The sequence below is a fragment of the Nitrospinaceae bacterium genome, assembly GCA_018669005.1.
Taxonomy (GTDB): Bacteria; UBA8248; UBA8248; order UBA8248; family UBA8248; genus UBA8248.
In genome coordinates, this window is sequence record JABJAL010000020.1 from 82626 (window position 1) to 95697 (window position 13072).

General features: G+C 53.0%; 14 protein-coding genes and 1 riboswitch. Of the genes, 6 read left to right on the forward strand and 8 right to left on the reverse strand.

The window, feature by feature from the left end; all coding sequences use genetic code 11:
* Positions 1 to 21: 21 nt before the first annotated feature.
* From HOJ95_02420 to HOJ95_02430, 3 genes are all read right to left on the reverse strand, one after another.
* A complete protein-coding gene (locus HOJ95_02420; GenBank protein MBT6393537.1) occupies positions 22 to 939 on the reverse strand; it encodes an ABC transporter permease in 918 nt (305 codons plus the stop codon).
* Positions 936 to 1856, reverse strand: coding sequence for an ABC transporter permease (locus tag HOJ95_02425; protein MBT6393538.1), 921 nt, complete (start codon positions 1854 to 1856; stop codon positions 936 to 938). The genes HOJ95_02420 and HOJ95_02425 overlap by 4 nt, the downstream gene beginning before the upstream one ends.
* Positions 1857 to 2019: 163 nt before the next feature.
* Positions 2020 to 3540, reverse strand: coding sequence for a hypothetical protein (locus tag HOJ95_02430; protein MBT6393539.1), 1521 nt, complete (start codon positions 3538 to 3540; stop codon positions 2020 to 2022).
* A gap of 377 nt (positions 3541 to 3917) precedes the next feature.
* Between HOJ95_02430 and HOJ95_02435 the strand changes: the two genes are divergently transcribed.
* Both HOJ95_02435 and HOJ95_02440 read left to right on the forward strand, forming a co-directional pair.
* Positions 3918 to 4304 (forward strand): VOC family protein, encoded by a 387-nt coding sequence (locus tag HOJ95_02435; protein ID MBT6393540.1) that lies wholly within the window; start codon positions 3918 to 3920, stop codon positions 4302 to 4304.
* 229 nt (positions 4305 to 4533) lie between these two features.
* Positions 4534 to 5304 (forward strand): SDR family oxidoreductase, encoded by a 771-nt coding sequence (locus tag HOJ95_02440; GenBank protein MBT6393541.1) that lies wholly within the window; start codon positions 4534 to 4536, stop codon positions 5302 to 5304.
* A gap of 156 nt (positions 5305 to 5460) precedes the next feature.
* Here HOJ95_02440 and HOJ95_02445 read toward each other — a convergent pair whose 3' ends face one another.
* Together HOJ95_02445 and HOJ95_02450 are read right to left on the reverse strand one after the other, a co-directional pair.
* Positions 5461 to 6492, reverse strand: a complete 1032-nt coding sequence (locus tag HOJ95_02445) for a hypothetical protein (protein MBT6393542.1) — start codon at positions 6490 to 6492, stop codon at positions 5461 to 5463.
* 138 nt (positions 6493 to 6630) lie between these two features.
* On the reverse strand, positions 6631 to 8157 hold the full coding sequence (locus tag HOJ95_02450; GenBank protein MBT6393543.1) for a hypothetical protein: 1527 nt from the start codon (positions 8155 to 8157) through the stop codon (positions 6631 to 6633).
* 345 nt (positions 8158 to 8502) lie between these two features.
* Here HOJ95_02450 and HOJ95_02455 point away from each other — a divergent pair, with 345 nt between their 5' ends.
* The 4 genes from HOJ95_02455 (at position 8503) to HOJ95_02470 (ending at position 10263) form a co-directional block, all read left to right on the forward strand.
* A complete protein-coding gene (locus tag HOJ95_02455; protein ID MBT6393544.1) occupies positions 8503 to 8931 on the forward strand; it encodes a carboxymuconolactone decarboxylase family protein in 429 nt (142 codons plus the stop codon).
* A 206-nt stretch (positions 8932 to 9137) separates the two neighbouring features.
* A complete protein-coding gene (locus HOJ95_02460) occupies positions 9138 to 9665 on the forward strand; it encodes a hypothetical protein (GenBank protein ID MBT6393545.1) in 528 nt (175 codons plus the stop codon).
* A gap of 63 nt (positions 9666 to 9728) precedes the next feature.
* Positions 9729 to 9941 carry a hypothetical protein gene (locus tag HOJ95_02465; protein MBT6393546.1) on the forward strand — a complete coding sequence of 71 codons (213 nt, stop codon included), beginning with the start codon at positions 9729 to 9731 and terminating at the stop codon, positions 9939 to 9941.
* 28 nt (positions 9942 to 9969) lie between these two features.
* Complete coding sequence (locus HOJ95_02470) at positions 9970 to 10263, forward strand: hypothetical protein (GenBank protein MBT6393547.1); 294 nt, start codon at positions 9970 to 9972, stop codon at positions 10261 to 10263.
* A gap of 76 nt (positions 10264 to 10339) precedes the next feature.
* On the opposite strand, the gene cobS is transcribed toward HOJ95_02470, so the two are convergent.
* Genes cobS through cobU form a run of 3 tightly spaced genes read right to left on the reverse strand, consistent with a single transcriptional unit; the run spans position 10340 to position 12707 of the window.
* On the reverse strand, positions 10340 to 11116 hold the full coding sequence (gene cobS, locus HOJ95_02475; GenBank protein MBT6393548.1) for an adenosylcobinamide-GDP ribazoletransferase: 777 nt from the start codon (positions 11114 to 11116) through the stop codon (positions 10340 to 10342).
* On the reverse strand, positions 11113 to 12183 hold the full coding sequence (gene cobT, locus HOJ95_02480) for a nicotinate-nucleotide--dimethylbenzimidazole phosphoribosyltransferase (GenBank protein ID MBT6393549.1): 1071 nt from the start codon (positions 12181 to 12183) through the stop codon (positions 11113 to 11115). Before cobT ends, cobS begins: the two co-directional genes overlap by 4 nt.
* Positions 12180 to 12707 carry a bifunctional adenosylcobinamide kinase/adenosylcobinamide-phosphate guanylyltransferase gene (gene cobU / locus HOJ95_02485; protein ID MBT6393550.1) on the reverse strand — a complete coding sequence of 176 codons (528 nt, stop codon included), beginning with the start codon at positions 12705 to 12707 and terminating at the stop codon, positions 12180 to 12182. Before cobU ends, cobT begins: the two co-directional genes overlap by 4 nt.
* A gap of 81 nt (positions 12708 to 12788) precedes the next feature.
* Positions 12789 to 12972, forward strand: a riboswitch (cobalamin riboswitch).
* The last annotated feature ends 100 nt before the right edge of the window (positions 12973 to 13072 follow it).

Sequence of the window (13072 nt, forward strand, 5' to 3'; positions counted from 1 at the left end):
AGCTCTTACAGCAATGAGATGTCATCTGGTTCTTAGACGTGGATCCAGAACATCGCGCAACCAATCGCCAACCAGATTAGACCCCAAGACCGTGAACGAGATGGCGAGCCCAGGGAAGGTGACAATCCACCACGAAACGTAGAGGTAGGAGCGCCCCTCGGCCAAAAGACCGCCCCAGGTCGGGGTTGGAGGCGGCACCCCCAGCCCAAGGAAACTCAAGCCAGCTTCAATAACAATTAATCTTCCAAGGTAGAGGGAGCCGATAATGATAACGGGTGCAACGACGTTGGGAAGAATGTGTCGTGTGATAATGCGCAGATTACTCCCCCCTATGGAGCGCGATGCAATTATGTACTCCTGCTCCCTCAGGGAAAGAACGTTTCCGCGCACAATTCGCGCATAGATGGTCCACTGGCGCAAAGAAATGAGGATGACGATAAGCATAAGACTAGGGCCAAGGATGCCGATGGCCGCAAGAGCTAGCAGGATGAACGGAAACGACAAGACAAAATCCACCAGCCGCATGATCAAGTAATCAATTTTTCCACCGTAATAACCCGCGAGGAGCCCGAGCATTAAACCGATACTCCCCGCCATTACAGTCGCGGTTAGTCCCACGATGAGCGAAATCCTTGCGCCGTAAATGAGCCGGCTCAAAAGGTCTCGTCCCAGGTGGTCGGTGCCCAGAATAAAAATATGTCCTTCTCCCTGCCAGAAAGGCGGCCTCATCACCCGGGTCAGAGATTGATCGTCAGGATCCATAGGAGAGATATACGGTGCAAACAGGGACGCAAAAACAACCAAAGACAGAATAAGCACCCCCAACTGGGCTGATTTATTCTGCCCAAGGGACCGCAGCATCCTCACACTCCAATGGGGCTCGGGAATATCATCTAGAGAATCATTAAAGGGGGCCGCTTGGGCCTGGTCATCTTTCATCGGTGCTGTATCCGGGGATCGAGGTAGGTGTAGAGGATATCCACCAACATATTGATAATGACAAATATGGATGCCAGAAGGAACACTGTCGCCTGGACAATTGGGTAATCGCGATGGTGAATTGCGGCCACGGTTAGACGACCCACACCCGGCCACGCGAATACCGTCTCGGTAATAACGGTGCCGCCCAGCGTAAGCGCCAAATCGATACCCAACACAGTGACAATGGGAATGGCTGAATTCTTCAGCGCATGCTTGAATAAAACGACATTTTCAGTGAGCCCCTTCGAGCGGGCGGTCAGGACGTAATCCTGACGCAGCACTTCGATCATCTCAGAGCGCATCAGGCGTGCCAGACGGGCCAAGTGAAATAACGAGGCCGTTATGGCCGGCATGACGAGATGATCTAAATTCCCGTACCCAAACGGAGGGAACCAGTTCAGTTTCACGGAAAAGAAAAGGATCATCATCAAGCCGAACCAAAAATCGGGCACAGCTTGCCCCAGAACCGCCGCGATCATGAGGCTCTTGTCGTAGACGGTTCCCTCTCTCAATGCGGCCAGACAACCCAATGGCAGGCCAATAAAAATTGATATCAAAAACGCTGTTGTGGCAAGCTCCACCGTTGCAGGCAAATGCTCAAGTACGACCTTCAAAGCCGATTCACCGTGCTCGAACGACTCGCCAAAGTCACCCCGCAGCACAACACCCTTGAAAAATATAACGTATTGGGTATATAGCGGCTTATCCAGGCCCATCTCATGGCGAACCCGTGCGATGTCCTCCTCGGTGGAATCATCGGGCATCATAATGCGGACTGGGTCGCCAGAGAGATGCACAAGCAGGAATACGAAAATCAAAACACACTTAATCAGAACGATGGACTGGATAAACCGCCGGAAGATAAGACCTGCCATTCAACGCCTCGTCGGAAAAAGAGTCTTTTCAGAAACTCTTCTCCGCATTTCTCAATCTCTGCCCGAATTTCAACGGCTAGATATCGAGTCAAAAAACAACCTTCCCCTCCCACTGGCATTTTGATAGCCGGTGGGAGAGGAAGGGTGAACTCATAGAATTAAGCTACTTCCAACTGGCTTCCGAGAAAATGAGATAGCCATCTGTCCGCACTTTGTAATTGAGCGTCTTCTTTTTGGCGATGACCTCATCCAGATGGTACAGGAAACCTAAAATCGCCCGACTGTGGACCTGGCGGTTAATATCCTGATACTTCTTGATTTGCTCTTGTAAGTTCTCCGTGGCGCGGGCGCCGTCGATTGCCGCGTCCAGCTTCTTGTCGCGAATACCACCATGGGTGGATTTACCGTACAGCGCGCCGCCGAACATCCACGCCGAGTGAAGAGCGCTGTCATTCCGGCAAGCATAGTTCCAGTACGGGGGGTAGCCCTTCTTCCACTTCGAGCGGCTGTTACGCCTCCAGGCGCCGTACTCAAGTGGCGTCACTTTCACCTTGACACCAATCTTCTTGAGATAACCGGCTACGGCCTCGGCACCCTGCACGCCCTTCAGATAGCGCCCAATGGGAACCATCAGGGGTACACTGAATCCTTTGGCGTAGCCTGCCTCGGCCATTAGCTTCTTGGCCTTCGCCAGATTGTAGGAGTAAGCCTTAACCTTGGGGTTGTGGCCAAAGCTTGACGGCCCAACGATGGTGCCCGCCGCAACACTGCCATAACCTTGAAGAACATTTTTGACGATGCTTTTTTTGTCAATAGCATAATTGACTGCCTGGCGAACCTTCACATTAGTCCAGGGAACATCACCCTTGAGAACCATGATAATAAAGCAAGCTTTCGGGCCGTGTCCCACGGCGGTCTCAAGCTTAGGATTCGCGTTCACCATCGCAGCCATTTGCGGCGGAACATCCTTGACGATATCTACCGTCCCTGCCAGAAGCGCCGAAACGCGGGTGGTCGGCTCTGGAACGATGCTGACGAGGCCTCTCTTGAATTTCTGCTTGGAGGGATTCCAGTAGCCCGGAAAAGCCTCGAAAATCATCTCCGAGCCCTTACGCCACTTGGTGAGTCTATAAGGTCCGCTGCCGACGGGGTTGCGGGCCAGAAATTTCAAATCGTGACTTTCATAGTACTTGGGTGGAACGATGTGCCCATAACCACTCATCGGCGAGAACAAAAATGAGTCCGGATGCTTTGTGTTGATCCGCACCGTATAGTCGTCCACCGCTTCAATTGTTTTAACGCTTTTCCAAAAGTTTTTGACCCGGCTCTTCAACTCGGGCTTGAACATGCGCTCCAAGCTGTACTTCACGGCATGTGCATCTAATACCTCGCCGTTATGAAATTTAACCCCTTTGCGAATCTTGAGTTCCAGTACCGTCGGCTTCACCCATTTATAAGAGGTCGCCAGGTTGGGCTCGAACTCGCCGGCGGCATTGCGGTAGAGCAGTGTGTCGAACACCAGCGGCCATGTGTTCGACATGGGAGCTCCGGTACGGGTGTGCGGGTCCATTGTCGTCGGGTCCGCAGGCAGGGCGATTTTAAGATCCCCCTTTGGCGCAGCCAACGCAACAACAGGCATAAGCATAAGGGTAAAAAGTAGCGCGAAGATGCTGTACTTTTTCATCTTTTTTACCTCCTTTATGACGAAAACATCAATCACTGCCTCAGCTTCTAATCGTCGTGCCCATCCTTCTTTCAATGACATCCATACACATCGCACATCAAAAGTCAGCAAATTGCTCAGGACCTGCCCTCAAAACAGAACGAGCCCAGAACCTAGCAAGCAATTATATTTCAACAATTTTAAAGTTAATTAAAATTAGGAGTTTTTCGTATATCTGTCAAACTCTTAGAAATCAGACGACAGTGGTTCAATATGAAATTGTTGGTTATCGGCTCGATTGCGCCATCAAGGTATGGAAAGTTTTCGATCTGGGCTAGAATTACTCATTAGATATCCCAAATTATACAAAGACAAATAAGTGATTAAAGGGGACTAACATGGTTGTTAAGGGCTATCATCACGCACATCTTGTCAGTGAAAATCCAGAGACAACCGCGCAATGGTACGTCAAAGCGCTTGGCGGAGAGATAACGGGCCAAACAGAAGGCAAAGGCTCCATCAGCATAACGATGAAAGTGGGGGAAGTAAGCCTTGCCGTGCGCGGATTGAGACCTAATGAAACTACTCCAGAAGACAACGACTTTCCAGCATTAGGCATTCATCACTTCGGTTTGATAGTGGACGACATTGAGGGGGCACTCCAACTTTGGGTCGATGCTGGTGGCGAAATGCTTGAGCCGGCTCACCTCGGGACCTCCGGGAATATTGTTGCCTTCGTTCGAGGCCCCGAAAATGTCATGATTGAATTTCTTCAGCCGAAGTAACATGAACCAAAAAAATATTACGCCAAAAAAATAAAATATTGAATGAAAATACGAGCCATGCATAAAATATTTCAAACTGGGGATTAATTTTTTTATATTTCTTACAGCCTCCGCTTGCCCTGATAGGCAAAATATATTTCAGCAATAACTGGTTGCTCTGATTGCAAACGGGGCATCAAGATCTGCTGAATAAAGTTGGCGGGACGTTTCACCCAAAGGAGAGTGCACAATGGGAAAGACCCAATTTGATTTTTCAGGTCAGACGGCAATCGTCACAGGAAGCGCAACGGGAATCGCCCAGACCGCCGCAGAGCGATTTGCAGAGGCCGGGGCTCATGTCTTTCTTGTTGACATTAATGAAGAAGGGGGCGCTGCCGCTGCGGAAAAAATACGCACAAATGGCGGCAAGGCCGAATTCGTTGCCTGCAATGTAACTAACTCATCCTCGGTGGAGAAAACTTTTTCACATGTCCTGACCGCCACTGGCCGCATCGATATTTTAGTAAACAGTGCTGGCGGATGGACCAAACAACAATCGGTGGCCGAAACACCGGAGGAAGAATGGGACCACATCATCAACTTGAATCTCAAAAGTGTTTTTCTTTGCTCTAAGGCAGCCACCCCCACCTTCCTCACCCAGAAGAGCGGTCGCATTATCAACATGGGCTCGATGGGTGGCCTCACAGCCTCGAAGTCCAACTCATCGCCTCCATATGGAGTTGCCAAGGCGGGCGTTCATCAGCTCACCCGCCTGCTCGCAGCCGATCTGGGCCCCTCGGGTGTTGCCGTAAACGCTTTAGCGCCCGGCACGACAGCCACAGCCCGCGTCATTGCCGCCCGGAGCGACGAGCAACGTGGTCAAATCGGCAAGAGCACCATCATTGGCCGGATAGCCGAGGTAGATGACATCGTAGGTTGGATTTTGTTCCTCGCCTCGCCTGAGGCAGGCTACCTCATGGGCCAAACGATAACGGTGAATGGTGGTCGCCTGATGGTGTAGCGGGGCCCTTGAAAAATTCTTATTCGATATTCGAGGCTATGTTTAGAAAAGGGACAGATCCGACCCGAGACTTTAAGGGCCCACAAGATTTTGAGTATTCAACCCAGCGCGCATCACAAACATAAAGGCACCCACACCGCTGCGAGTTGTAGGTTCCTACCCTTCTGATGCCAGCTTTAAGAGCAGATCGTAGTTCGAGCGCTCCATCTTGAGCTCCCCCTTGTTGATTCGCCGGGCAATCTCGGTCACAGCGTCATTGCATGGTGTGGGCACGCCAACCTCCTTGCCCCTCAGAGACACCATGCCATTAATGAACTCAAGCTCGTTTTTGCGACCCTTCTTACTATCCTGCAAAGAGGCAGACTGAGACTTGGTGCCAGTGTGACGCTGTAGTGTTCTTAAGGCCGTCACGAGAACCTGCTCATCTGAGCCGGCAAAATCATCCTCCTGCAAGCCGAATACGGGCTCGATCTGGTAGCCGACCGCCGAGGCCACCGCAAAGGCCTCCTTGCCAAGTTTCACCTGCAATTCAAACATTCCTTCAAAATCATCGACATCCGTTTTCTTGATGCCGAGAACACCGAAGGGCCCCATCGCCATCGAATTAACCGTAAGTTTCGTCCACCTTGCGCCATAGATGTTTTCAGTCAGATCAACTGTCGCCACGTTGCTAAGAATCTCTTGAAGCTCCTTCACGCGCGGCGTGACCTTGCCATCGAGTTCGCCAAGGCCAAACCAGGTGCCTGTTCTGGTTGTGTTTCGCTGGACCTCGCCAGGGGTGAATATCTGCGCGGAGAGCTCTATCACACAACCCACCGTGCGCTCACGCCCAACGACAGAAACGTACGTATCATCATTCATACTGTTCTGCAGGCCGACCAGCACGCCATCGCTCTTGAGATAGGGCGCAATAAGCTCGCCCATCCAACGACTGTCGTATGATTTGACGGCAACGAAGACAATATCGAACTCTTGTTTGAGCGAGGCCAGCTCGCAAAGATGATAAGCCCGCATCGGGGTCTTCAGATCAAGGTCAGGCATCACGATGTGCAACCCCGTCGCCTTCATCGCCTCAACCTGTGCCGGCCATTGGTCGAAGACGGTGACGTCCAAACCCGCATCGGTCAAATCCGCACTCACGCTGCTTCCAATTGCGCCCGCACCCATAACAGCAATCTTCTTGCTCATGGCTTTACCCCATCCGTCTTAAGGAATATTTGTTAAAATCCGTACTCAAGAACACCTGACCGTGATTAATAAATCCTACAACTTCTCCTGCTCCTGGCAGAGCAAACCTCCACCAGGAGCAAGAGATAATTCGTATTATTACTTCCAACCTGCATCAGTTGCGATTACAAGACCATCCGCCCTTCTCTTCCAGTCGACGTATTTTTTCTTTCCTGCAACCTCGTCGAGATGGTAGAGAAAGATCAGCAGAGCCTGCTCTTTAACATAACGGCCAAGGTCCTGATATTTTTTAACCTGTACGGCCGGGTCCGCTTCGGCACGCGCGCCCACGATCATCTTATCAAGTTTCTCGCTCCGGACGCCGCCGTGAGTCGATTTACTATAAAGAAGACCCGAGTACATCCATGCCGCATGAAGCGCGATGTCGTTCCGGCAGGCATAGTTCCAGTAGGCGGGATAACCCTTCTTCCACTTCGAGCGGCTATTTCTCCGCCAGGCGCCATATTCAAGCGGCTTCACCTGGACGGTGATGTTGAGCTTTTTGAGCTGACCGGCGATGGCCTCGGCGCCCTGCACCCCCTTGAGATACCGACCAATGGGCACCATCAGGGGAACCGTGAAGCCCTTCTCATAGCCTGCCTCTTTAAGAAGTTTGCGTGCCTTAGCCGGATTATATGTATAGGGGCCGACTGCGGAATTGTGGCCGACACTTTTCGGGCCGACGACAGTTCCCAGTGCAACAGTGGCGTTCCCTTGAAGAACGTTCTTGACGATGCTTCTTTTGTTGATGCCGTAGTTCACCGCCTGTCTGACCCGAACATCCGTCCAGGGCGAGCCCTCCTTGAGAACCATGATAATCGAGCATGCCTTGGGGCCCGGGCCTGCAACCACATCGACATCGGACTTCGACTTCGCCATGGGCACCATCTGCGGCGGGATGTCCTTGATCATATCGACCGAGTCGGCGAGAAGCGCGGAAACACGGGTCGTCGACTCGGGAATCACCTTTATCACAACTTTCTTCACCCGCTGGCGAGCGGGATCCCAGTATCCCGGAGCGGCCTCAAAAACCATCTCGGAGCCCTTGCGCCATTTCGTGAGGCGGTAGGGACCACTGCCTACAGGGTTGCGGGCGAGATACTTGAGCTTCTTGCTGCCGTAGTATTTTGGCGGAACCACCGCACTGAAATCGGCAAGCGGCGAGAGCAGAAAACGGTCCGGCGTTTTGGTGTGAATGCGCAACGTATATGAATCCACTACCTCCACTTTTTTCAAACTCCGGTAAAAATTCTTGATCCGGCTTTTAATCTTAGGATCGAAGATGCGGTCCAGGCTGTACTTCACGGCATTCGCATCCAGAGCCTCACCGTTGTGGAACTTGGCATTCTTTCGGATTTTAAGTTCGAGAACCTTGGGGCTCAGGAACTTCCACGACTCCGCAAGACCAGGTCCTATTTTCCCGTTCGAATCGCGCGAGAGAACATTATCGAAAACCAGCGGCCACGACTGGAGCATCGGGAGGCCGAGCCGGATATGGGGATCGAACGTGGTCGGATCTCCAGGCATTCCGATAACAAGTTCTTTCTTCGCTGCCTCGGCCGCACCACCTGTCGCGACGGAAACTGAAATCAGTGCTACCAGAGCAAACATCAAAAATCTTTTCATCTCTTCTACTCCCTTTCGATGTGTTGAATCGCGCGGTCCAATTTTTCATTCATTACAATAACCCGCTATTGGGTGACTATTTTGAGCCACCCTCGTACCGGGACGATAAATTTCGCGAAACAATACATCGTTTATATTTGGACACATCAAACCTAGGGGCATCGTGTAACAGTGTCAATGTCCCCGGCAAATATCCATTGAACTCGGGCCCTGAAAATCCTATGTCCACCCCATTGCAAGCCGTCCGTCAAATACCTCCTCACCCGCGAGCAATAGTGCTACGATTACCCCCTTCAAGAAAAAATCGTAGTCACCTCACACACACTTCACATAGGAGTTCTACCAATGAGCGATGAAATGATTTGGGCCATGCTGGAAAAACCGAAAGTGGAAGACCGCCTCGAAAAAGCGAAAGCAGTTCGCGAGAAAATGGGAATATACGGCAAGGGAGGGCAAGCCACCGAGGCGTTTTATAAAATTTCAGATGTCCACACCCAAGGTATTTTCGAGTGGTGTTTTGGTATGATCTGGAGCCAGCCGCTACTCGATTTAAAAACAAAAGAGATCGTCGTCATCTCTACAATGGCGGCCCAAGATCTGCCCGATGAACTCGAGTGGCATGTGCGCTCGGCCCTCAACCTGGGCCTCACCGAAGGGGAGATTATCGAGGTCATCGTACAGTGCACCCCGTATATCGGCCTTCCCAAGACGAATCACGCCCTGCATGCCGCCCAAAGAGCATTCGAAAAAGCAGCGGAGGAAAAATCTGAGTAAACGCTCTTTAATATTGTCATCGACTCTATATTTCAAATGTTCCTTTAATTATTGCCCCTTTAATTTGAAGCAACAATTAACAATCACTCAATGGCCTTGCTTTTTGGGTAGCAGACTACAAGAATGAACGCTCCTCCCCGGTGGAGAATCAATCGGTGCGCTGCCGAATCGATGCCTCCTCGTTTTCAAACTAGTGGACATGACATATGACTGACTTGAAATTCAAGCCTTTTGTAATCGATGAGAAAAACCGCGAGCGGTTCGAGAAATGGACCGGCCCCGATGGGATAGCGAAAAATCACAAAAACGGGCATTTTGTTACGAACCCTGAAAAATCTTTTACGCCGCTCGGCAAGCCGCTCTCTGAATGCCGAGTCGCCCTGGTCTCAACCGGCGGGGTCCATCTGGCTAACCAGCCGCCCTACGATCTACTTTCACACGATGGCGATTGGAGCTACAGAGAAATTCCGGGCGACACCCCCGATGCGGATTTTCGCTTCAGTCATAGCCACTACGACACCTCGGAGGCCGAAAAAGATCCCAACTGCATGTTCCCGCTAGCGCGTCTTCGGGATCTCGCAAACGAGGGCTACATCGGCGGCGCCTCCTCCCTCCACATCGGCATGATGGGTTTCGTTCCAGCCATTGAAAATGTACTGGAGAAAACCGGCCCCGAGGTGGCGCAAAAACTCATTGATGCGGAAGTCGATGCCGTTCTCCTCACCCCCGGCTGAACGATGTGCCATCAGACCGTCGGTCTGATGCAAGGAAGAATTGAGAAGGCGGGAATCCCCTGCGTGTCGGTCACACTTCGACCCGAGATTACCTACCACACCGGCTCATCACGTTCGGTCTACCTTCGGTTTCCGATGGGGCGGCCCATCGGCGAGGCCGGTGCCACAGATGCCCAGCTTATAGTGATGAGAGCGATTCTTTCCGTTCTTGAGAGTGCGACAGAGCCCGAGACCCACCTTGAGGCGCCATTCCGCTGGCGGCGCATTCGAGGATGAACGATTTTTTTTTAAAAGGAAACAATTGATGACTATTTTTGAGCAATACAAAGGAAAATATGAATCGCTTCAAAATGGCCTCGATGCGCTCTTAGATGAGGCCGAAGGATTCATGGAATGGATGGACAAAATGGCGGATGAATTTGAGGGCTCACCTGATCGCTCAAAGCAACAACTGGCCTCGCGGTTTCGAGGCGGGCCCCAGCGCCGGGAGGTCACGAATTTCATCGAGGCCATCGACGGGCCGGCGGCCGACGCGCTTTTGCGGATCTATGACCGACTGAACATTATCGATCTCTCCGAAAAAGGTGAGTTCGTCTAAGCGCTGGTAACTGGTGAAATTCGTCTGGTGAATTCGTCTAAGCGCAGGTAGTTGTATGTAATTTTTTCTATCGACGCTAGAAAAATACCCAGCCGGATAATTGAGGCAACTCCCGGCCCGGCAGGGCCGCCAGCACCAAGATGAGTGTTTCCACAATTTCGCTCCCGGCGCCGAGCAGGTCGCCCGTGACACCCCCAACCCTTCTTAGGCAAAGATAACCAAATCCCCTGCACACCAACCAGCCAGCCACCAAGGCTTGTGCGCCCGCCGCCCCGGCAAACGCGGTGAGTATCGCCAGCGCAAGGAGCAGGACTAAGTAGCGGTGCCATTTTTTTGCCCCCTCGACGATGGTCGCGCCGGTCCCCCCTTCCGTGCGGGCATAGGGAAGCCAGACCGCAAGCTCGACCATCATCGTCCGCGAAATAACACAGGCCACAATAATCCAGAGTTGTGTTCCCGAATCCGCCAGACGCGAAAGAGCGACCCATTTGAGCAGCAATACCGAGATAAGCGCCACCGCACCAAAAGCCCCGGTGGATGAGTCTTTCATGATGGCGAGCGTTTTTTCGCGGTCACGACCACCCCCGAAGCCATCGGCCCAATCGGCCAGCCCATCGAGGTGCAGCGCTCCGGTGAGAATAATTCCGGCTACTACCACAACAGCGGCAGCGCCCCCCGGCCAATGACCGGAAGCCAGATCTTCGAGCAGAATCATCAGGCCCAAAAGGATGGAGCCAATCGCGCCACCTACCAATGGAAACCAAGGAAGGGACGAGGCCATCTTCCCCCCGGGTTCACCCGGTGCGGGTAGAATGGTAAGCGTCCGTATCGCCGTCGAGAGGCCGCCCATCATGGCGCATCCCCACTGCCTGCTGAGCTGACTCCTGCCGAGCCGAATGTGGCCATCTCGTTATAAATCTTTACCGCAGCCTCGATGATGGGCATCGCCAGCGCCGCGCCGGTTCCCTCGCCCAGGCGAAGAGCCATATCCAATATCGGCTCTGCGCCAAAGCGGGAGAAAAAAACCTTGTGCCCTGCTTCATCGGAGCAATGAGAAAAGAAAAGATAGTCCTTTACCCTCTCGCACATTTGGCAGGCCACAAGCGCCCCCGCCGAGGAGATGAAACCGTCCACCACCACCGGCACCCGGCTAGAGGCCGCGCCGAGTATCAGGCCGCAGATTCCCGCTATCTCAAGCCCGCCCACCGCCGCAAGCGCTTGAAGCGGATCAGATAAACTCTCCTTGTGAAGGGAAAGCGATTGCTCGATAACCTGAATTTTTCTCGATAGTGATTCATCGCCGATACCCGTGCCGCGGCCCGTCACCTCTGCAGGAGAGGCGGCAAGCAATGCAGCAAACAGGGCAGCCGAGGGCGTTGTGTTCGCGATCCCCATCTCACCTGTGCCAATGAGCGCCGCACCCTCCGCCACCGCCTCGCGGGCAAGCTCGGCACCTACCTCAATCGCCCGCTCGGCCTCATCCATCGTCATTGCTGGCTCTTTCGATATGTTCCCGCTTCCCGAGCGAATCTTCCGGCGGATGAGACCCTCGGCGCCCGCCATCGAATCATCAACACCGATGTCCACCACGCGGACCTCGGCCCCGGCATGCGCCGCAAGAACATTAACCGCCGCGCCACCCGCTAGCATGTTCATGACCATCTGGGGCGTCACTTCCTTTGGATAGGCGGAAACACCCTCGGCAGCCACGCCATGATCACTCGCAAAGGTGAATATAATTTTTTTGCCCAAAACGGGCTTTAGTGATCCCGTGGCACAGCAATACTTAACGGCAATATCCTCTAGACGGCCAAGGCTTCCCGGCGGCTTCGTCAACCGATCAAGATGCGCCCTCGCTTCAGCCGCAAGACTGTGATCTACCTGCGGGATGCTTTCAGTAAGTTTTGAAATAATGCTCACCGAAAATCCCCCTTAATATACATAGGCAAACCACTCACCATGAGAACCACGCTACCAGACCGACGCGCCGCCTCATGATTCAAGCGGCCTAGCGCATCGCGGTAGACTCTGGCGAGCCGATTCTCGGGGATGACCCCCATTCCCACCTCGTTCGTCACCAAAATCAGATCACAAGGAGGCGTCTCTAGGACCTCTAGAAATTCGGCCACACCAGGCAGACCTCCCTCCTCCCCATGGTGGTGCATCAAATTGCCCAGCCAAACGGTCAGGCAATCCACCACGACGACACCTGCGCCCTCGGGAATTCTTCCGAGCGCACCGGCCAAATCGAGCGGCTCTTCAATCGTCACGAACGCGTCGCCGCGCTCTTCTTTATGCTTTTCAATTCGCCTGCGCATGTCGGCGTCGATGGGCTCTGCCGTGGCGATATAGACGCGCTCGGCCTCGTGGGCACGCGCCAGTTCCATCGCATAGCTACTCTTGCCGCTCCGAGCGCCGCCTGTAATCAACACAACGTTACGCATATCAATTACCTATCCACACTGACAAAAAAACATCCACTACTCTGAATTCACATTAGTTGACACCCCCAATAGAGGGGTGTAGCTATCAGTAATCTTGCATGGTTGCCCCCAAGGGGCATTTAACGGGAAGCCGGTGAGAGTCCGGCGCGGTCCCGCCACTGTAATCGGTCATGCGCGCTCACGATGCCACTGATGCCAGGCGTTGGGAAGGCGGGCGCGATAAAGGCCGAGAGCCAGGATACCGACCTGCAAGATGTGAATCGGTTTCTCCTCGTGGGCTGGGAGCGCTGGTATTGAATTCCTCTCTTTGCGGTACATATCTCCAGAGAGTATTTCCGGCAACTCCCCCCCCTGCGTTTGAGAAT